General features: G+C 37.2%; 24 protein-coding genes. 4 read left to right on the top strand and 20 right to left on the bottom strand.

All coding sequences use genetic code 11. The features are described 5' to 3' along the window. Positions 1–150: 150 nt before the first annotated feature. The 5 genes from C7381_RS07150 to C7381_RS07130 form a co-directional block, all read right to left on the bottom strand. Positions 151–579, bottom strand: a complete 429-nt coding sequence (locus tag C7381_RS07150) for a hypothetical protein (protein ID WP_116480437.1) — start codon at positions 577–579, stop codon at positions 151–153. Next, complete coding sequence (locus tag C7381_RS07145; protein ID WP_116480436.1) at positions 576–2,060, bottom strand: Y-family DNA polymerase; 1,485 nt, start codon at positions 2,058–2,060, stop codon at positions 576–578. Before C7381_RS07145 ends, C7381_RS07150 begins: the two co-directional genes overlap by 4 nt. A gap of 68 nt (positions 2,061–2,128) precedes the next feature. Then, a complete protein-coding gene (locus C7381_RS07140) occupies positions 2,129–3,424 on the bottom strand; it encodes an aldehyde dehydrogenase family protein (RefSeq protein WP_116480435.1) in 1,296 nt (431 codons plus the stop codon). Between the two features lie 12 nt (positions 3,425–3,436). Continuing rightward, positions 3,437–3,814, bottom strand: coding sequence for a hypothetical protein (locus tag C7381_RS07135; RefSeq protein WP_116480434.1), 378 nt, complete (start codon positions 3,812–3,814; stop codon positions 3,437–3,439). 90 nt (positions 3,815–3,904) lie between these two features. Next, positions 3,905–4,603, bottom strand: a complete 699-nt coding sequence (locus tag C7381_RS07130) for a zinc ribbon domain-containing protein (protein WP_116480433.1) — start codon at positions 4,601–4,603, stop codon at positions 3,905–3,907. 115 nt (positions 4,604–4,718) lie between these two features. Between C7381_RS07130 and C7381_RS07125 the strand changes: the two genes are divergently transcribed. Next, entirely contained in the window at positions 4,719–5,219 is a 501-nt protein-coding gene (locus tag C7381_RS07125) for a hypothetical protein (protein WP_116480432.1), read from the top strand. A 3-nt stretch (positions 5,220–5,222) separates the two neighbouring features. On the opposite strand, the gene C7381_RS07120 is transcribed toward C7381_RS07125, so the two are convergent. Next, complete coding sequence (locus tag C7381_RS07120) at positions 5,223–5,960, bottom strand: NAD-dependent protein deacylase (RefSeq protein WP_116480462.1); 738 nt, start codon at positions 5,958–5,960, stop codon at positions 5,223–5,225. 59 nt (positions 5,961–6,019) lie between these two features. Between C7381_RS07120 and C7381_RS07115 the strand changes: the two genes are divergently transcribed. Continuing rightward, positions 6,020–6,319 (top strand): DUF898 family protein, encoded by a 300-nt coding sequence (locus tag C7381_RS07115; protein ID WP_116480431.1) that lies wholly within the window; start codon positions 6,020–6,022, stop codon positions 6,317–6,319. 31 nt (positions 6,320–6,350) lie between these two features. On the opposite strand, the gene C7381_RS07110 is transcribed toward C7381_RS07115, so the two are convergent. The 10 genes from C7381_RS07110 to C7381_RS07065 form a co-directional block, all read right to left on the bottom strand. Then, on the bottom strand, positions 6,351–6,893 hold the full coding sequence (locus C7381_RS07110) for a hypothetical protein (RefSeq protein WP_034546645.1): 543 nt from the start codon (positions 6,891–6,893) through the stop codon (positions 6,351–6,353). A gap of 80 nt (positions 6,894–6,973) precedes the next feature. After that, entirely contained in the window at positions 6,974–7,909 is a 936-nt protein-coding gene (pta, locus tag C7381_RS07105; RefSeq protein ID WP_116480430.1) for a phosphate acetyltransferase, read from the bottom strand. Positions 7,910–7,912: 3 nt separating this feature from the next. After that, a complete protein-coding gene (locus tag C7381_RS07100; protein WP_116480429.1) occupies positions 7,913–8,164 on the bottom strand; it encodes a GlsB/YeaQ/YmgE family stress response membrane protein in 252 nt (83 codons plus the stop codon). A 78-nt stretch (positions 8,165–8,242) separates the two neighbouring features. Next, positions 8,243–9,592, bottom strand: a complete 1,350-nt coding sequence (locus C7381_RS07095; protein WP_034546651.1) for an aminotransferase class I/II-fold pyridoxal phosphate-dependent enzyme — start codon at positions 9,590–9,592, stop codon at positions 8,243–8,245. Between the two features lie 79 nt (positions 9,593–9,671). Continuing rightward, positions 9,672–10,358: a hypothetical protein gene (locus C7381_RS07090; protein ID WP_116480428.1), complete on the bottom strand. Its 687-nt coding sequence runs from the start codon at positions 10,356–10,358 to the stop codon at positions 9,672–9,674. Next, the gene (locus C7381_RS07085; RefSeq protein WP_116480427.1) at positions 10,333–11,118 is read right to left on the bottom strand and encodes a 4-(cytidine 5'-diphospho)-2-C-methyl-D-erythritol kinase; all 786 of its coding nucleotides are present in this window, start codon (positions 11,116–11,118) and stop codon (positions 10,333–10,335) included. The genes C7381_RS07090 and C7381_RS07085 overlap by 26 nt, the downstream gene beginning before the upstream one ends. Before the next feature lie 97 nt (positions 11,119–11,215). Continuing rightward, a complete protein-coding gene (locus tag C7381_RS07080) occupies positions 11,216–11,488 on the bottom strand; it encodes a hypothetical protein (protein WP_034546658.1) in 273 nt (90 codons plus the stop codon). A gap of 320 nt (positions 11,489–11,808) precedes the next feature. Further along, the gene (locus tag C7381_RS07075; RefSeq protein ID WP_116480426.1) at positions 11,809–12,321 is read right to left on the bottom strand and encodes a GNAT family N-acetyltransferase; all 513 of its coding nucleotides are present in this window, start codon (positions 12,319–12,321) and stop codon (positions 11,809–11,811) included. A gap of 10 nt (positions 12,322–12,331) precedes the next feature. Beyond that, positions 12,332–12,952 carry a class I SAM-dependent methyltransferase gene (locus tag C7381_RS07070; protein WP_116480425.1) on the bottom strand — a complete coding sequence of 207 codons (621 nt, stop codon included), beginning with the start codon at positions 12,950–12,952 and terminating at the stop codon, positions 12,332–12,334. Between the two features lie 970 nt (positions 12,953–13,922). Next, the gene (locus C7381_RS07065; RefSeq protein WP_116480424.1) at positions 13,923–14,681 is read right to left on the bottom strand and encodes an EFR1 family ferrodoxin; all 759 of its coding nucleotides are present in this window, start codon (positions 14,679–14,681) and stop codon (positions 13,923–13,925) included. Positions 14,682–14,849: 168 nt separating this feature from the next. On the opposite strand from C7381_RS07065, the gene C7381_RS07060 reads away from it, so the two are divergent. Next, positions 14,850–16,046: a cation:proton antiporter gene (locus C7381_RS07060; RefSeq protein WP_116480423.1), complete on the top strand. Its 1,197-nt coding sequence runs from the start codon at positions 14,850–14,852 to the stop codon at positions 16,044–16,046. Further along, positions 16,046–16,384 (top strand): P-II family nitrogen regulator, encoded by a 339-nt coding sequence (locus C7381_RS07055; RefSeq protein ID WP_034546688.1) that lies wholly within the window; start codon positions 16,046–16,048, stop codon positions 16,382–16,384. The genes C7381_RS07060 and C7381_RS07055 overlap by 1 nt, the downstream gene beginning before the upstream one ends. Positions 16,385–16,436: 52 nt before the next feature. Here the strand turns inward: C7381_RS07055 and C7381_RS07050 are convergent, their stop codons facing one another. From C7381_RS07050 to C7381_RS07035, 4 genes are read right to left on the bottom strand one after another with little or no spacing between them, the layout of a single operon-like run. Continuing rightward, the gene (locus tag C7381_RS07050; RefSeq protein ID WP_116480422.1) at positions 16,437–17,168 is read right to left on the bottom strand and encodes a hypothetical protein; all 732 of its coding nucleotides are present in this window, start codon (positions 17,166–17,168) and stop codon (positions 16,437–16,439) included. Positions 17,169–17,177: 9 nt separating this feature from the next. Then, positions 17,178–17,597 (bottom strand): hypothetical protein, encoded by a 420-nt coding sequence (locus C7381_RS07045; protein ID WP_034546691.1) that lies wholly within the window; start codon positions 17,595–17,597, stop codon positions 17,178–17,180. Between the two features lie 11 nt (positions 17,598–17,608). Then, the gene (locus tag C7381_RS07040; RefSeq protein WP_034546693.1) at positions 17,609–17,812 is read right to left on the bottom strand and encodes a helix-turn-helix transcriptional regulator; all 204 of its coding nucleotides are present in this window, start codon (positions 17,810–17,812) and stop codon (positions 17,609–17,611) included. 23 nt (positions 17,813–17,835) lie between these two features. After that, entirely contained in the window at positions 17,836–18,177 is a 342-nt protein-coding gene (locus C7381_RS07035) for a hypothetical protein (RefSeq protein WP_116480421.1), read from the bottom strand. Positions 18,178–18,436 lie beyond the last annotated feature (259 nt).

Genomic DNA, 18,436 nt, shown 5'->3' with positions numbered 1-18,436 from the left:
GGTACACATCAGTTTTTCAAAGCCTCTTTTAATTATAAAAACATATTTATAAACAAAATTTAAAAATATCTATGGTCGAAAAAATTTTTATAAAATTTAAATTTTATTGTCGCAAAGATTTATATCTTATACTGTGAAAATTTACATAACTCAATCACAACAGTCTCCTTCAAAAATTTCTTCAGGACCTATATAGTATAAGTCTTCGAAATTTATTTGAAGTCCCGATTCGAGAGTTAAAACCAAATTTAAATCGTCAAATTTTTTTAATTGATCTTCTATTTCCAAATATTTCCCACCGGATTTTCTTTCGTCTTTTTTAAAATATTTTATTTTTATATTTTCATTTATCTCATTTTTAATTAAAAAATTTATTCTGCGCTCAATTATTGCGATTTCGTCGCTTGAGAGTTCATGTTTCTTTTCGGTGAGTCGACCGGTTTCCGAAACCGCGGCGGCGTAGCCCGTGAGTGCGGCGAATGGTGCAAATTGTGCAGCACGATTTAATATGGACATGTGATTCCTATTTTTTGATTCGGGGCGACTTAGATTAATTATATCGCTATAATTTTCCATCATGACCTGTGTCCTCCAATTTCGCAGTTTCTCTCCATCTGTCTCGCACCTTCGAGCAGATTCATACCTTTAAGCACAGAGTTTTTTCCATATTTTCTCTTTATCTCAAGCATCGCCTTTTGAACTTTTTCTTCCTTTTCCAGTCTTTCGTCGAGCAAGGTGTCCTTTTTTTCAAATGCACTGAAAAGATTTAGCTGATTTATAATGCCGGAATCATCGTTACTCCCTTTTTTTATAACGTCAATCGCAACGAGATACATTTTTCGCACATATAGAGTGGAATAGACGATTTTTCTAAAAAGTTCCTCAGTTTTTTCACGCAAAATCCTTGTTGAAGAAGTATTAAAGTCGAGGTTTATGGTGCCGTGCGAATCCTTCGGCGCCATTCTTCCGTAGGAATCCATTTTTCTCTCGCCCGTATAAATCTGTCCGTGTTTTTCGAGATTTATTGTGTCATATTGCACGGTGAGGGACAGTTTTTTCGTGACAAGATTTTCGGAAACAAGATCGTATGACATCGCTTCCGCCATTTCTTTTATAATGGTTAGAGCATCGATAAAAACTGTCGGCTCCGGAAGTACTTGACCGCTCGAAACGCTTCTTTTTTCAGGCTTGTATGCTTTTATATCTGAAATTCTGCACGGCTCATAGCCCCAAGCATGGTCGATTAAAAGCTCTGCATTTACACCGAATTCCTTGTAGAGCTTGTCTGCATTGTCGATAGAGAAGCGTGCGATATCGCCCATGGTGAAGAGGCCAAATTTTTGAAGGCGACGGCTATATCCTTTTCCCAAACGCCAAAAATCAGTGAGCGGCATGTGCCCCCAAAGTTCTCGGCGATAACTCATTTCGTCTAAAATCGCAATGCGCACTCCATGTTCATTTGCCTTTCTGTGTTTTGCCAAAATATCCATAGCAATTTTCGCAAGATAAAGATTCGTGCCGACACCGCCGGTCGCTGTAATGCCCGTCGTGTTATAAATATCCAAAATAATTTTCGATATAATCGTCTCTGCATCTGCGCTATAGAGCTTTAAATAGTCGGTTATGTCTATGAACACCTCGTCGATTGAATAGACGTGGATGTCTTCGGGTTTAACCCATTTTAAGTACACTTTATAAATCTCGGTGGAAGCGTGAATGTATTTCGACATTCTTGGAGGAGCGACTATATAGTCGAGTTTCAGTTCCGGATTTTTATTGAGTTCGTCAATAAAAATCGAAGAGCCGGTGAATTCCCTTTGAAGCTTGTATCTTCGATTTTTATTTATTTCATTTACATCGTGAATAACTTCAAAAAGACGTGGTCTTCCCGGCACGCCGAGACTTTTAAGAGACGGCGAAACCGCAAGACAGATTGTTTTTGAAGTTCTCGATTCATCCGCAACTACAAGATTTGTATTTAGAGGGTCTAGTCCCCTTTCGACACACTCGACCGATGCGTAGAATGATTTTAAATCAATTGCAAGATATTTTCTTTCCATAAAAATCCCTCCTATGTTATTATAACACAAATTTCATAAAAATAACATAGGAGTGCAACTTAAAATCATTATTTTATTCTAAAAAGTTTCTTAAGGAGCTCGGCACTTGATTTTCCGGGATATCTCATTTTAAAATCAGGCCATTTCTTCTTCACGAGTACACTTTTTTCGTGCACAAATGTATTAAAAGTATATTCCCCGTGATATGCTCCGATGCCGGACTCGCCCATTCCTCCGAAAGGAAGCGAACCGACCATGTGGCTCATAGTGTCGTTTATCGATGCACCGCCAAACTTCATTCGCTTTGCAATTTCCGTCGCCTCTTTTTCGGAGCCGAAAATATAAAACGCGAGCGGTGTTTTTTGATTATCTATATATTCAAGTGCTTTTTCTTTGTAGTCGTATGGAATGATCGGAAGAATCGGACCGAAAATTTCACGACTCATAAGCGAAGAATTGAGATCGGTTATAACAACCGTCGGCTCGATTTTTAGTTTTCTGTCGTCTCTTTTAAACTTCACATCTTCTCTTTCGAGAGTTTCAACAAGTCTCGTGTAATCTGTTTTTGAAACAATCTTTCCGAGATTTCGTGAAATTATCGGATTATCTCCGTAAAAATCACGTATATATTTTAAAATATTAAGTCTAAGTTCCCGCTCCATTCCTCGAGGACACATGCAGTAATCGACAGCGACACAAGTCTGTCCGGCGTTTAAAAACTTGCCGAATGCGATGCGTCTTGCGGTCAAATCGAGATCCGCCGAATCGAGCACAAATGCGGGACTTTTTCCGCCGAGCTCAAGCGTCACGGGAACCATATCGCGCGCCGCCTTCTCATAAAAAAGTCGTCCGGTTTCAAGTCCGCCCGTGAAAAAAATATAATCAAACTTTGTCTTTAAAACTTCATCGTTCGAGTTTCCACCGAAAATCACATGACAAATATAATTTGGAAAAACATTTTCCACAATCTTTTTAATCACACGTGACGTGTTTATGGACTTAGACGATGTTTTTAAAGTGACCGTGTTTCCTGCGGCAATTGCACCTATTAAAGGAATCATCGAAAGGTTAAAAGGATAGTTCCAAGGTGAAACGATTAAAACGTGACCCCACGGCTCAGGATAAATAAAACTCTTACTTCTGAAATTTAAAATTGTATTTCTGACTCGCTTCGGTTTTCTGTAACTCTTTAAATTTTTAATCATTGAGCGCAGTTCTTTTAAAACCATGCCCGTCTCCGTCATAATTGCTTCTTCTCGTGACTTTCCGAGGTCTAAAAAAAGTGCCTGGGAAATTTCGCTTTCGTTTAAAACAATTTCTTCTTCAAGCGCTATAAGTAATTTTTTTATATATTCTGTCTTCATAAACTCTCCAAACTACTCCAAATGCGGAGCTGTGCGTTTAACAATAATTGCGTTAATAATCATTTCTACAACATACAAAACCAAACTTACAATTGAAAGCTTTGAAGTCGCTTGCACATTGAAAGTATACACATATGCGAAAATCAGCCAACACACAAAAAGTATGAGTCCGATGACGAGAGTCCAATATCCGCGAAGCAACTTCGAAATCTCGATATTTTTCTTGTTGTGAAGCTCCGTCGGTAGCGTAAATTCGCTCACTTTTTCAAAACCTTTTTTATTTGTTGTTCCATAAAGATCTTTATTTAATCTGCATCTGAAAGCTAGTACCCCTCTTATAATCATAGAAATCGGCAAAGTCACCGGAAAAATAATCCAAAAATAATGCATAAAATCCCTCCATAGGTATATATACCCAAAACAGTTCGGGCAAATTTAAAAATAAAAACCGCAACATGCATGTACATATTGCGGTAAGTTTTAAAACATATTTTCAAACAGCGAGATGAGCCATTTGTTGTTCTTTTTAATGAATCTTATTGTCGATACATCGGAATTTTTATATTCTTCGCCCATCATTTTGTATTTTATTTTCATTTCAAAATCGGCCCAAGCTTCTTTTTTGTCGTCGGAGAATTGTAGTGTTCCCGGAACTATTTCGATGTCATAATCCAAATCACCCATATTGTCTTTCAAATTTTTCAATGCGTTGATCTCTCTCATATCTCCCTTATCAAGAATTTGCTCGAGAGATTCTGAGTCGTAAACTGTATACTTTGCCATTTTCTTAAAATCAAGATCAAAAACTGCATCAACAAATTCTTCAACTATGTCTTCCGCTTTTGATTCGGTGAATTTTCCACCGCCAAATATACAGGAGCCCAATTTAAATAGTATAAATATTAGAAGAAGTCCTGCAACACCAAGTGCTACGAATTGAAGGATTTTATTGTTTGACGGTTTATTGGCAGGTGCTGAAATTTTATTTTCAATGTTATCAAAGCTTGTATTGTTATCAAAGCTTGCTCCGCACTTTGTACAAAACTTTGCATCTTTTTTGCACTCCTCACCGCATTTCGGACAAAACTTAAATTCACTTGTCTCTTCAATTTTTTCTCCGCAACTCGTGCAAAATTTTGCACCGGCAGGGATTTCTTGGCCACATTTTTTACAAATCATAGTATTCTCCTTTCATATAAATTAATTATAACATAAAACGCAAAACTATTCAATATATTTTAGCACGATATATTAATGCACAATTAGATATGATATAATATAAATGAGGTGAGATATGAAAAAATTTTCTCTAAAAAAATTACTATCTATATTAATGGCAAGCTTTTTTGTAAAAGCCCTATTATATTTTACGATTTTAAAAATAGATTTTATTCCAATAATAAACAACTGTATTGTCGTTTTTATTTTTGCACTACTTCCGATTTTTGATGTAATCATAATATGCTATATGATTGGTAAGTTCAAGCGAATGTATTTGAAAATAATTTTTGCAATTGTCGTCATTCTAATCGTTTTTTCGGTGCCGTATTTGGGCATCGTCGGGCTTTTAAGCTTAAAAGAGCCGCAAGGAAAGTTTTATTTTAACGATTCCAAGTATTATATTTTAGACATTGGATTTTCAAATCATATATACGAATTGTACGAGGTTAAAGACAAAATTTTTATGAAAAAAATTCAGGAACAAGAAGTTCCTGAAAAGTTTAAAGACTATTTAAAAATCGAGGATAAAAAATCATGCGAAATAATTGAAAGCATAATAAAAATCTTCGAATGATTTTTATTCCATAACTTTTTTAAACACTTCTCCGATTTTTTCGTCGATGACGAGATCGGCGTCGCGGTCGGCAATTGTCGGCGTCATATTTATAACCACAAGGTGTTTACCTCTGAAGTAGTTTATAAAACTTGCAGCAGGGTAGACGACAAGGCTTGTGCCGCCGATTATAAGAGTGTCCGCTTTACTTATGGAGTCGATTGCACCGAACATCATGTCGTTTGGAAGTGCTTCCTCATAAAGCACCACGTCAGGTTTTATAACTCCGCCGCAGTCGCAAATTGGAATGCCACTTTCGTAATATTTTTTGAGTGCGTCTTCGAGACTGTAAAATTTGTGGCACTTTTCACAGTAGTTTCTGTGAACGGAGCCGTGGAGTTCATACACAGTTTTACTTCCTGCAATTTGGTGCAGTCCATCGATGTTTTGCGTGACGACGGCTTTAACTTTTCCTTCAGCTTCGAGCTTTGCGAGTGCTAGGTGTGCAGCGTTTGGTTTTGCTTCCGGAAAGACCATATTGTTGAAGTAGAATTCGAAAAACTCTTTCGGAATTTTTTTGTAGTATGTGTGGCTCACGACTTGCTCCGGCTGTATGTTTGAATTCAAAGCTTTTGAAAAAACACCGTTGCTGCTTCTAAAGTCCGGGATACCTGACTCGGTCGAAACGCCGGCACCTCCGAAAAAAACAATATTTTTTGACTCGTCTATAATTTGTTTTAATTCATCAATTTTACTCATGATATTTCCTTTCAATATTTATTAAAGATGTGTTATAATATAATTACAAAGGGGGATTTATTATGTCAGATTTTAAAGGTGGGCTTTTGGACTATGCTCTAAGAATCATAGTCGGAACAATTTTGACAGTTATAACTTTTGGAATAATGTATCCGTGGACTGTTTGCCTTATATACAAGTGGCAAATCAATAACACATACATCGACGGTCATAGACTTGAGTTCAACGGAACGGCAATGGGACTTTTCGGAAATTGGATTAAATGGTGGATTTTAACAATCATTACACTTGGAATTTATGGATTCTGGGTATTTATAAAACTCCGTCAATGGAAAATAAGACACACAACAATGGTAAGCTAAAGGGCTTACCTTTTTTATTTGAAATCTTAAATTAATTTTGGTCTAAATTTACTTTTATAAGTTTAAGCATGAGTCCTCTCATGCTCCAAATTTCACGTAAACTGTATTTTAGCTTCGAGCCCCAATTTGAAGTCGTTATAACGTCGCCGTTTGCACCGGTGATTGTGACCCAGTGATATGATAAATCTTTGTTTCTGTTGTTGTAATTAAGCATGATAAGAAAACCGCCGCTATTGATTACATCATTTACATACCATCTGAATCCCTCGTATGTATAGGGGTTAAAAATTTCGGTCGAGAGAGGGATTTCATACAAAAGTGCAATTTCATTCAGTGCATTTTCGAGCCTTTTTGCACTGTATATGCCGGCAAGAGACGGCTTTACAATATCGTATGCAAGCTTTAAAATTTCGCAATATTCCTCATCGCTGTAATAATAAATCACATTAGAAATAGCAGCAAGACCGCATGCACGATTTCGGAAAAATTTCTTGATGCCGAAACTTTTGAGCCAATCTTGATGCCCTCCGTAGTATTCCATTCCACTATAAATAACTTTCAAATTTCCTCTCATAATACCCTCCACCTTTAATATACCCAATTTATAGTGCGATTATTGCAACAAAAAAAACGGAGATTTCTCTCCGTTTTATTCTATAGTGATTGTGCAGCTGTTAAATATGAAAGTGCAACAACATCTTCTGTTGAACAACCTCTTGAAAGGTCGTTCACAGGTGAGTTCAAACCTTGAAGAATAGGTCCGATTGCTTCGAATCCGCCCATTCTTTGAGCAATTTTATATCCGATATTTCCAGCTTCGAGGCTTGGGAAAACAAATACATTTGCGTGTCCTGCAACAGGTGAACCCTTTGCCTTTGTTTCGCCGACCTTTGGAACAAATGCTGCGTCAAATTGAAGTTCGCCGTCAATTACAAGATTAGGTGCTTGTTCTTTTATAAGTTTCAAAGCATCTGCAACCTTGTCAACTTCCGGTGATGAAGCGCTGCCCTTTGTCGAGAATGAAAGAAGAGCAATCTTCGGTTCGTCGATTCCGAAAGCCTTTGCAGTGTCGTATGAAATAATTGCATTTTCAGCAATATCTTCAGATGTCGGAGCGATATTTATAGCACAGTCCGTGAAAATATATCTTTCTGTGCCCTTCATCATAACGAAAACACCGCTTGTCTTTTTGAACGGTTTTTTCATTTTGATAATTTGAAGTGCAGGTCTGACAGTGTTTGCTGTGCTGTGGCATGCTCCGGAAACAAGTCCGCTTGCCTTTTTCATATAAACGAGCATTGTGCCGAAATAGTTTTTGTCTTCCAAAACCAATTTCTTTGCACCTTCTGCGTCGATTTTTCCATTTCTTCTTTCTACAAAAGCATCGACCATTTCGGTGATGTCATAGTCGTGAACATTGATTGTTTTAACACCTTCGATTTCTTCTCCGTCAGTCAAAACAATCGGTTCAATGATGCCTTCCTTTTTAAGGATTTTTGCAGCTTCCCTAACTCTTTCATCTTCGCCTTCAGGCAAAATGATTGAAGCATTTTTACCTTCGAGCTTTTTCTTTAGTTCTTCAATTAACATTTTTTACCTTCCTTTTTTTCCGGTTATCATATTTATAATTGCGATGAGAATGCATGCACCGATAACGCCTGCGAGCAAGTCATAAAGAACGCCACCCTCAGACTTTGAAATAATTATGCCGAGAACCCATCTTCCGATGCCGCCTCCAAAAATACCTGCAAGGATATTTTTGAGCCATCCCATTTCGGCATTCTTTTTCATAAAGATTGATGCAAGCCATCCTGCAAGTGCACCCATAATAATTGAATAAATCATAGTTTAGACCTCCTAACTTTTTTATACCCCTCTCACATCTCTTTAAACAATTTGGAAAAATGCAAGAGTTAAAGTTCTTTAAAAGAATGGAGACTTTTTAAAAATTTTAATTTTCGGTTTGTCGAAAAATTGGATTGCATCTTCTGTAATAACTTCTCCAGGAAGGATAAGAGGAATTCCCGGTGGATACGGCATGATGTAATCGACTGAAACCTTGCCGACAGCTTCTGAAACGTCTTCCAAATAGAAGTCCGCATCAAGTGCATCGCAAATGTCAAGTTGAACTTCAGGAATTTGAATCTTCGGCGGATTTTGAACAACCGGATGCGGCTCAACTTCAGCGGCAGCTTCCTTTAGAGCTTGTACAAGTTCCTTGTAATCCGACTCGATATTTCCGATTCCTGCATAAAAGTCGATGTGCATTTCATCGCACATTTCAGAGTCCATATCCTTTTTGTCAAAGAGATACTTTGCAAACTCGCGTCCGTTAATGAGTTTAGATGTGTCTACAATAATCTTTAACGGATCTTTGCATGGGTCTTTAAGACAGCTGAGTCCAGGGATTTTATTTATCTCGTCGGCTGCTTCGTTTGCCCATCTTATATTGTCTTCCAAAACTTCTTTTCCGCCTTCTGTCATAAAAGCTGCGGAGAGTTCATTTGAAAGTGTTATTAAATAGTTTGGAGATGTAGTTTGGTAAGTGGTGATACATCTCATTAGTTCTTCCGTGTCAACTCTGTTTGAGCAAACGTGAATCATATTTGCACTTGTTAAGCCCAAAAGAGTTTTGTGTGTTGAGTGAACAACGATGTCAGCTCCTGCATGAACTGCTGAAAGCGGTAGATTGTCGCTGAAAGGGAAGTGTGCACCGTGTGCTTCGTCAACAATAAGTAAAACACCGTGTTTATTACAGATATCTACAATTTTTTGAATATCCGTAGTGTAACCGAAGAATGTAGGATTTGTTACAATAACAAGCTTCGGGTCAGTTTCGATAATTCTTTTTTCAACTTCTTCCGGCGTTACATTTCTGTCGACCGTGTCTTTTACCTCAGGCAAAATGTAGTCGAGTTCGAGCCTTCTTATTGCGGCGGCTCTGTAAACGCAAACGTGACAGTTTCTTGAAACCAAAATCTTGTCACCAGGAAGAGTTAGAGCTGTAACTGCGGCAATCATAGCACCGCTTGTACCGTTAATGGTGTAGTAAGTTTTTTTAGCACCGAAAATTTCGGCAGCTCTTTCTTGTGAACGCATAATAATGTCGACAGGATTGTTTAAATTATCTGTATCGTATGTTTCTGTGGTGTCGGCAGAAAGGTTAAGGCCTTTTAAATATCCGAAATCGCGTCCCTTGTGCCCAGGCATAACGAACCAATTTCTCTTTCTTTGTGATTTTGCAAGTAAGCAATTTAGTAGTTCTTTTTTCATATAAACCTCCAATAAAAATTAAGACAAAAATAGCAGGACAATCCGGCCAATTTCTCTTCGGGTGGAAAAGTATCCTGCTTTAGAATCGTTCAAGCTCATTTTTCTTATATAATTCTCGATAAAAAATAGTAAGCATAGCAATGAATATTATACAAATCAGTGCGTAATAAATAAATTCAGTTTTCGCTTTTGCTTTTAAAAAGTAGCTGTTAACGATTTGAACGAGCTGCAGCAAAAACAAGCAAAGTGCGTAGTGCTGAAAATGCGCGTTTGTTTTGTAGTATGAGTCAATCATAAGAACGAGTGACACATAAAGTCCCGCGATGACTGACGGAATAACTCTGAGTCTCGGCAGTAGAAGTCCCGGTACATCTTTTGCGTAGTCGTTTTGAGGAAGTGCAACTAAAATTATTGACAGTACACTCAAAATCCAGACCACATTTTGTTGATTTTGATATCTCTTTTTATTGAAATATGCAATATACATATAATAACTAAGGATATTCACAATCACAAAGAAAAGTGCGACCAAAGATCTGCTGATTCCAAGAATGAGAGGCAGAGCCTCATTTGGGGAAAAATAATTGTAAGCTCTCACAATAAATGCTTGTCCCGTGATTATTATGCCGATGACGGATAGCACGCCCAAAAGATAGTAGAACCTGCTCCAACCGGACTTCCTGAAAAAGTAATTCGCCATATACGACAAAATACCCAAATAAAACAGGACAAATATTATTTTAAGAACTAAAAATAAAGTCGTCATAACCCACCTCAGGTACTCGGATATCCACAATCATCTTCAACTTTGCAGACACCTTGTTTTTCACTTGGTTTAAATAATCATTCTCACCAATTAGGAAAAATGCTCCCCCGGCACCGCTCATTCTGAAGTTTTTATCGATGTTTTGAAGGTGATAATAAAAATCACGCACCTTCGGATAATTTCTCAAAACGGGCAGAATAAGTGTGTTCGGTTCGTCTGAATCAAAATCAGATGGCTCCAAAAGAGTATAAATATTTTTAGAAATAACAGGTTCATCCATCACGACAAGTGCATTTTTAAAAACACCATCAACAGCTTCAAGCTTGTCACCCCTCTTTGTAGCGAGTGCAAGTTTTCCGTCGATAAAAAACGGAACGTCCATTCCGATTTCGGCGGCAATTTTTAAAAGCATAGTCCTATCGAGCTTTAAATTAAAAAAATCATTTAGGCCCTTTAACGTTTCGGCAGCATCGGACGAACCGGTGCCCATACCGGAACCGATAGGGGTCATTTTTTTTAGCTCAATTGAAACACTTGGAACACTCACATGTTCACGCAGCTTTAAAAGTGCCTTCTCGACAAGATTAGGACCTGTTGAAACCATGTTCGAATTAAAGCTGTCGGTGGAACTTTTTGAAATAAAAATTTCATCGCCGAAATCAAATTCGCTCATAATTGTCTTTATATCATGATATCCATCATCTCTTTTTGAAATCACTTTTAAAAACAGATTTAGTTTTGAACTTGTCTTTATCTTCATATATAAATACCTTTTTAATATTATATCAAATTTTTCGTATTTTTGCAAAAAAAGAGCCGAAATTTTTTCATTTCGGTTCCATAAATTTAATTACGATCTAAATTGAGCCAAGTCCGTTATTTATGCAACTTGCGCATGCGACGCATCCGATAAATCTCGCACTTGTAAGTGCTATACCCACAATTGAGATTACGAGTGCCGGAGTGTTGAGTTCGTTTTTGCTGCTAAAGAATGCAATGATTGCAACTACAAGTGCAATTGCAGCAAGCACAAACGGAACAAATCTCGTGTCCTCGGCGAAATACCATAAAATGGAGAGAATACCGAGGAAAATTGAAACAGTTGACATAACTTTATTATCTTTGTTCATAAAATACCTCCTAACAAACTAATACCCAAAATTAAATTTTCTCAATCAAAAATGCGAGTAGGGATAGTTTATAAAACTGTTGACAAATGTAGGGGCAAAATAAAATCATATTTTATAATCAAATCATATAAAATCGACAAGCTTAGGTACAACAATTCGGAAATTCAAACAAGAAAAAAATATACGGTTTGGCACGGGTTGAGCAAAATGTACAAGCAGTGTAAAAAAATATTTTTTGTACAAGTTTGATGGAACGTATCATTTTTATAAATATATTAAGAAAAAGATAAGTATAGATTTCTCGTTAAGTTTTTATTTTTTTATTTGATAAATTCCTTTTTCTCAATTTTAAACATCAGCATTTTTATTTTTTCACCCGTGAAGCAGTCGACTTCGATTGTGTCCGCAGTGGGGAAGCGTTTATATCCGATTCGCTCCAATATTTGTTTGCTGTATTTATTGCGTTCAAAACATCCGGCTGTGATTGCCTCAAATGAAAAATTTTCGAAAATGTACTCAAGGGCAAGGCACATTCCATTTTTGCCGTATCCCATATTTCTATACTCAGGAAAAATCCAAACTGCAAGGTCAGGGTCAATTTTGTCGGGGCTAAGTCTTAGAACACCGACTTTTTCATTTGTTTTTATGTCGCGCACAGTCACCCAAAACTTAAATCTCTCAATTTCTATTTTCGCAAAATCCGAAAGGCTGTCGTCGAATTTGTAGTTGTAGCCTTTTTGAGTGTCGAGGTCTTTCCAACATCTATAAAAATCCGGAGCATCGTCCGGCGTGTACGGCACAAGGGCAATTGTGTCATTTTTTATTAGATACATTTTGTCACCTTTAATTCTTTTTTATAACTATAACTCCGGAGCAAAAAGAGATTTTTTGAAATTCCAAATCCGGAAAAGCTTTTTTCATTTTGTCAATTACAAAATATATCTCGTCGTAATCCCATGAGTCGTGAAAATCAGTTTTGCATTTTTCAAGTTCATTTTCATTTTCAAACATAACGTCGCCGATAATAATTTTGCCGCCGTCATTTAATCGCAAGACGAGCCCATTTAAAAAATTTATTTTTGCATCGTCATCGAGATGGTGCAGGGAATAGGTTGCGACGATAAAGTCGTATTGTTCTTTTTCCAATTCTTTATTTAAGCCGTGTGAAAAATCGCCTTCAAAAAGTTTTGCATTCGGCATTTTTTCTTTTGCAATTTCAACCATTTTTCCGGAAAAGTCTTGACCGTAGATTGTGCAGCCATTTTCGTAGAGCTTTTTTGTGAGGACTCCGGTTCCGAATCCAATGTCGAGAACAGTCGGTTTATTTTTTTCTGAAACGATCGCCAAAATTTTCGAAAGAACACTTTTGTATCCGGCAAACGGATATGAATTTTCATTGTTTAAAATTTCGACATCGATGTCGTATTCATCTGCCCACATGTCGAATCCTTTTTTATCAAGCATATTTTCTCCTTTTTATTAATTATATTCACATTCATAAAATTATTCTATATATAAAATTGTAAATGTAAATGTACGCGTTGTAGCGGGACGGCATACGTTGTGACGTAAGGAACAACGATGTCCTCCCGCCATATATCAGACCTATACAATTTGGAACATCATCAACAACGCTGAGCTAATAAAATATAGTAACAAAAAACCCCAAACCAATTTTCGCAATGCGTGTTTTCAAAAATTTGCTCCATTCATTTTCCCTCTTGGCGGCGATACACCTTTTTATCTCATCTCACGACGAAATCAAAGATTTCTGTTCGATGGATAAAAAAACTGGTCGCCGCTACGGGCGGTGTTGAAAATTTATACAATGAAATATCTTGTACATGTGTGTTTATCTATATCTCATGCGTCGGGATGTGACCCGACGCTACAAGCAATGTCATCTCATACAACAATAAAACACATACATTAAAATATTTTCACATTGTCATATTTACGTCGTATAAAACATTTACGATTTATAAATTCACCATCATTGTGTGTTTCCCATGCATCTTTTATTTAAAAATTCTGCACAACCCCCGCCGTATTTGCGATGATAATTTGATGAGAAACGGTTGTATGGAGTGTTTTCGGAGTGAGGCATATTGCAAAATATGTCGCAGCGACAAAAACACGGAATCAACCGTTTATTGCAAATATTAAACACATTTCTCATCAATAAATAATCAAATTTGCAAGGAATTTTCGATGAGAAACACTTAGATGAAATATTTTAGGAGCGAGACGTACAATACATCTATAGCCATAAGATATTTCATCCAAACTCAACCATCACCTAAATTTGCGATGATATTTTGATGAGATGCGCCGTAAACTCAATTTTTGATTGCACAGGTGTGCTCATTTGCACTCCGAGCAATCAAATAATTGAAGTTTGCAAGCAGGTCGCAAAATATCACGCAAATAAAAACTACTTACTAATGATTTTAGAGAGTAAATATCTCTCTTTATTAACCGTCTTCTTCCCATATTCAATCGCCCCTACCGGACATTTCGCAATGCAAGCACAGCAGTGTGTACAGTTTCCGTTCCATACGGGGTGACCGTCTTTATAGGAGATGTTATTTAATACACACACTTGTGCACAAAAGCCACACTTGATGCATTTGTCGGTGTAGTAAAACTTTTTGTCCTTTGTGATGAATTTAAAGAAAAAGCTGTTCACAAGACCGGACTCAATTTTTCCAATCAATTTCACTGTTTTTTCAGGAATTTCTTTTCCGCTCTTAATATATTCGCCTGCCTTTAAGATTTCAGCTTTCGCCGCTTCGACAATTTTTCGATTGGTTTCATCGGAATCCAATTCAAAAAGCATCAAATAATTTTCTGGCATCTTTATCCCGTAGAGACCCTTGAAGTTGAGTCCGAGTTTTTTTGTGTTTGCTTTAATATATTTTATCGCATTTCCAAACGAGTCGCCGTAGTTCATGACGACATAAATGTCACGCATTCCCTTAAACTCGCACTTTTGTAAGTACTCCGACAAAAATCTCGGCACACGCCAACTGTAAGTCGGACAAACGAGCACAAAAGGTTTTTCAGACTCAAAAGTTTGCTTCTCGCCGTTTTTTATGAAGTGAAATAGGTCGATTGCATCGTCCACCAAAATCTTTCTTAAATTATTCGCAATATATTCGCTGTTTTCGGTTCCTGAAAAATATAAAATCATAATTAGCTCCTTATTTTTATTCTTTCATATTATATACCCAATTTTAGGACAAGAGCATTGTGTGCAAGAGCCATAAGTAGGCAATGAACGCGCACTCACATTGACTTTTTCGCTTTTATCTGCTATACTATATTCAGGTAATAAATTTTGGGTGGTAGGAGGGGTATATTGAACATATTTTTAAAAATCAGTATTGTAATTTTATTCGGTGTCATCGGTGCAAAGATAGCTCGACGTTTGAATTTGCCGAACGTTACAGGCTACATCGTGATGGGTCTTCTTTTGGGTCCATCATTTTTTAATCTTGTCACGTCTGAAGCGGCACCGATTATTTCATTTGTAAATGAATTTGCACTCGGCATAATTGCATTTGCAATCGGTGGGGAATTTTTTCTTGAAGACTTGAAAAAGCTCGGAAAAGATATTTTCGTTATAACAATAATGGAAGTTGTCGGAGTTTTGCTCGTCGTTTTTAGTGCGATGTATTTTTTACTAAATCAATCTTTTGTGTTTTCAATCATCATTGCATCGATGTCGGCGGCGACAGCACCTGCCGGAACAGTCATGGTAATAAGACAATACAGAGCATACGGACCGCTTACAAAGACGATACTTCCGGTTGCGGCACTCGACGATGTATTGGGAATTATGGCGTTTGGAATCGCACTCAGCCTTGCGAAACTTTCAATAGGTGCGGGCGACGTTTCGATTTTTGCAATGATATTTGACCCGGCGAAGGAAATAATACTTTCGATAGCACTAGGCGCGGTAATTGGAGTTGTATTCACATATATCGTGAAAAAACTGAAAAACAAAGAGGACATGCTCTGTGTTATAATACTCACGATTCTTGTGTCGACCGGAGCTGCGAACCATTTCGGACTTTCGCCGCTTCTAAGTAACATGATGGTCGGTGCGACGCTTGTAAATTTAAACAACAGAGCAGGCAGAGTGTTTGAAACTATAAACGATTTTGCACCGCCGATCAACCTTTTGTTCTTCACATTTGCGGGGGCGAGCCTCGACTTGTCGGTCTTAGCATCAATCGGCGGACTCGGAATTGTGTATGCGTTCTCAAGAGCGGCAGGGAAAATTGCAGGAGCAACTCTCGGAGCGAAAATGGTAAAAGCAGAGGAGACAATTGTGAAGTGGCTTGGACTTGCACTCCTTCCACAAGGTGGAATCTCAATCGGACTCTCTATGATAGTTGCACGGGAGCTTCCAATGTACAGTAAAGAAATAATCACAGTTATACTATTCTCGGTATTGGTTTTTGAAATCTCAGGACCGATACTTGCAAAAATTTCTATAACAAAGGCCGGGGAAGTGAACGGTCTTGACGCGATAAAGGAGTCGGATAAGTAATGAAAGCATTGTTTTTGATATTAAATAAAACGGAAAAATTAAATGACGTGCTCGAAGCATATGTAAAAGTCGGCATCAAAGGGGCGACAGTTGTCGACTCGCAGGGCATGGGATCGGCGCTCAGTGAATCGAACTTGCCAATGTTTGGCGGATTTTTAAGAACGGTACTCGACAACAACAGACCGTTCAACAAAGTCATTTTCTCGGTTGTTAAAGACGAAGAAGTTTTAAACGACGCAATCGCCGCGGTCGAAGACATACTCGGCGACATGAGTAAACCGGGCGTCGGACTGATGTTTGTCATGCCGGTCGACAGAGTAGTGGGCTGGACAAAATAAAGATTAAAAAATAAGCTCTCACGTTGTGTGGGAGCTTTTTGTGTGCCAAAAACTATTTTCCAAAATTCACTTCGAACAGGTCTTCAATGCTGTCGTAGTTGTCGTTGTAGATTGTCTTTAATTCATTATTAAATTCGCCTTTTGAGTCGATTGTAATTTCCTTTTTCATAGGGTCGAGCTCATATTTGAATGCGAAAATATTTTTCAGGTAATTTATATCAAAGTAAAGATTGCCGTCAATAATTTTGGCTTCGCCTGGATAATGTTTTTTGTATTGAACTTCCGAAAAGTCTTCGCCGGACAACACGGCATAATAACTAATATTGTAAATTTGATTGTAAGTCATATAAAAATCTTGCGTTTCAGGGAATGCACCGTAGAGAATTTCGTCGTCGCTGATTTTCTTTGTATAGTCGGTGATGAAGTCGAGAGCCTTGTCGGCCTTGTATTTGCCTTCTTTCCAAAACTTTACATAAGCTTTGTTGAGCTCGTCAATATTAAAAAGTTTTCCGTCGGGAGAGTGCACCGCTCCGTACTCATTGCCGTCAATCGTAATTTTGTAATCACCTTCAGGATTCACTTTTTCTTTGTCATCTTCCGGCTCTTCCTCATCTTTTTGTTCGTCGATATCTTTAGTGTCTTTATCTTCAGCTACGTCATTTTTTGATTCATCGGTTGCCGCCTTGTCTTCGACTTTGTTTTCGTTAGTTTTTTCGCCGCTCGGGCTTTTGCATGCCACAAAAAGCAGAGAAAAAACAATCAGCAATATAATAGATTTTTTCATATAAACCTCCTAATCGATTCGGTTAAAATTTTTGCCAAGCAATTTTTCGAGCATATTTTTGTTGCTTTTTGCCATAGTGCCGGTGTACGGAATCTCGTAAAGCACCTTCTTGCCGATGTGAAATAATGTAATTATAGCCTTTCTTGATTTCAAATCAACATTAAATTCGCCGATTTCATTCCAAGGCATAAGCACAAAATTGCCGTTCATGGTATTAGAAATTTCCTTTTCATAGATGCCTTTTTCGCTAAAATATAAAATAAAAGATCTTGCACCGTCCATAGTGTAATATAATCTGCTCAATAATAACTTGAATAAACCGGTTTTGAAGTCATTACACTTTAGTGCAAATAGATAGTTTTCAGTGTCGTTAAAATTTTCTTTAACCTTTTCAGCGACTTCGTTTGCAGTGTTCATTAATAAACCCATAATAATCCTCCTTATTTAAAAATAAAAACTTCCTTTATATCTCTCCCTAAAACTTTGCAAATCTTGTATGCGGTTTCAAGGGTCGGACTGATCGTGCCCGCCTCATAAGCCATAATTGACCTTCGCTTCAAATCCACAGCTTGAGCGAGTTTGTGCTGAGAAAGTCCGAGCTCTTTTCGAAATTCTGCAATTCTATTTTCAATCACAACATCCATATCAACAACCCCTTAAAATAAATTTATTTTGCATTTTTTAATCTTAATCTTTCTATAAAAATCTCATTCACAAATACACTCAAAAGCGCATACAATTTAAATATTTTATAACTCAAAATCTCCGTTGTATCAACGCCCACAACTCCGGACTGAAGCATTCCGAGTGCAATTAGAATGAAACCGGAAACCAAAGAAGCCAAGACAAATGAAGAAACGGCGTGTTTAAGCTTTTTGTTTTTTAAAAGCTCGATTAAGATGAAAATAAAAACGAAAATTCCCATAACAATCGGAAGGTAACTCGGCACTTCCACAAAAAACATAAGCACAAGTAAAATGTAATAAAATAATGCAGCTGCGTAAAACATTTTCCACCTTCTTTAAAAATTCATTCATCAAATGTTACATTTATAGTACATGTTATGTTACATTTATAGTACCATAAGTGAAATCCGGTGTCAATAGTTTTTATAAAAAAAGTGACTTAAAATTTTAAGTCACTTTAGATTTTGTTCATTATTAAAAACAAATGCAATTTTTAAAATTTTAAGAAATCAGGTTTATAATAAAAGCACGAACTGAAAACGAAAGTGTTGCGGGTGGTGCATTTATGCGCCACCCGATTTT

Origin of the sequence: Ezakiella coagulans, from assembly GCF_003096635.1 — a bacterium.
In the GTDB taxonomy this organism is placed as follows: Bacteria; Bacillota; Clostridia; order Tissierellales; family Peptoniphilaceae; genus Ezakiella; species Ezakiella coagulans.
Note: the sequence above shows the minus strand (reverse complement) of the source record. Positions and strands in the feature narration are given on the sequence as shown.

Excerpts from the sequence above, each read along its gene's own strand:
- C7381_RS07150 (WP_116480437.1), bottom strand. The coding sequence starts at position 579 with ATGATGGAAAATTATAGCGATATAATTAATCTAAGTCGCCCCGAATCA.
- C7381_RS07145 (WP_116480436.1), bottom strand. The coding sequence starts at position 2,060 with ATGGAAAGAAAATATCTTGCAATTGATTTAAAATCATTCTACGCATCG.
- C7381_RS07140 (WP_116480435.1), bottom strand. The coding sequence starts at position 3,424 with ATGAAGACAGAATATATAAAAAAATTACTTATAGCGCTTGAAGAAGAA.
- C7381_RS07135 (WP_116480434.1), bottom strand. The coding sequence starts at position 3,814 with ATGCATTATTTTTGGATTATTTTTCCGGTGACTTTGCCGATTTCTATG.
- C7381_RS07130 (WP_116480433.1), bottom strand. The coding sequence starts at position 4,603 with ATGATTTGTAAAAAATGTGGCCAAGAAATCCCTGCCGGTGCAAAATTT.
- C7381_RS07125 (WP_116480432.1), top strand. The coding sequence starts at position 4,719 with ATGAAAAAATTTTCTCTAAAAAAATTACTATCTATATTAATGGCAAGC.
- C7381_RS07115 (WP_116480431.1), top strand. The coding sequence starts at position 6,020 with ATGTCAGATTTTAAAGGTGGGCTTTTGGACTATGCTCTAAGAATCATA.
- C7381_RS07110 (WP_034546645.1), bottom strand. The coding sequence starts at position 6,893 with ATGAGAGGAAATTTGAAAGTTATTTATAGTGGAATGGAATACTACGGA.
- pta (WP_116480430.1), bottom strand. The coding sequence starts at position 7,909 with ATGTTAATTGAAGAACTAAAGAAAAAGCTCGAAGGTAAAAATGCTTCA.
- C7381_RS07100 (WP_116480429.1), bottom strand. The coding sequence starts at position 8,164 with ATGATTTATTCAATTATTATGGGTGCACTTGCAGGATGGCTTGCATCA.
- C7381_RS07095 (WP_034546651.1), bottom strand. The coding sequence starts at position 9,592 with ATGAAAAAAGAACTACTAAATTGCTTACTTGCAAAATCACAAAGAAAG.
- C7381_RS07090 (WP_116480428.1), bottom strand. The coding sequence starts at position 10,358 with ATGACGACTTTATTTTTAGTTCTTAAAATAATATTTGTCCTGTTTTAT.
- C7381_RS07085 (WP_116480427.1), bottom strand. The coding sequence starts at position 11,118 with ATGAAGATAAAGACAAGTTCAAAACTAAATCTGTTTTTAAAAGTGATT.
- C7381_RS07080 (WP_034546658.1), bottom strand. The coding sequence starts at position 11,488 with ATGAACAAAGATAATAAAGTTATGTCAACTGTTTCAATTTTCCTCGGT.
- C7381_RS07075 (WP_116480426.1), bottom strand. The coding sequence starts at position 12,321 with ATGTATCTAATAAAAAATGACACAATTGCCCTTGTGCCGTACACGCCG.
- C7381_RS07070 (WP_116480425.1), bottom strand. The coding sequence starts at position 12,952 with ATGCTTGATAAAAAAGGATTCGACATGTGGGCAGATGAATACGACATC.
- C7381_RS07065 (WP_116480424.1), bottom strand. The coding sequence starts at position 14,681 with ATGATTTTATATTTTTCAGGAACCGAAAACAGCGAATATATTGCGAAT.
- C7381_RS07055 (WP_034546688.1), top strand. The coding sequence starts at position 16,046 with ATGAAAGCATTGTTTTTGATATTAAATAAAACGGAAAAATTAAATGAC.
- C7381_RS07050 (WP_116480422.1), bottom strand. The coding sequence starts at position 17,168 with ATGAAAAAATCTATTATATTGCTGATTGTTTTTTCTCTGCTTTTTGTG.
- C7381_RS07045 (WP_034546691.1), bottom strand. The coding sequence starts at position 17,597 with ATGGGTTTATTAATGAACACTGCAAACGAAGTCGCTGAAAAGGTTAAA.
- C7381_RS07040 (WP_034546693.1), bottom strand. The coding sequence starts at position 17,812 with ATGGATGTTGTGATTGAAAATAGAATTGCAGAATTTCGAAAAGAGCTC.
- C7381_RS07035 (WP_116480421.1), bottom strand. The coding sequence starts at position 18,177 with ATGTTTTACGCAGCTGCATTATTTTATTACATTTTACTTGTGCTTATG.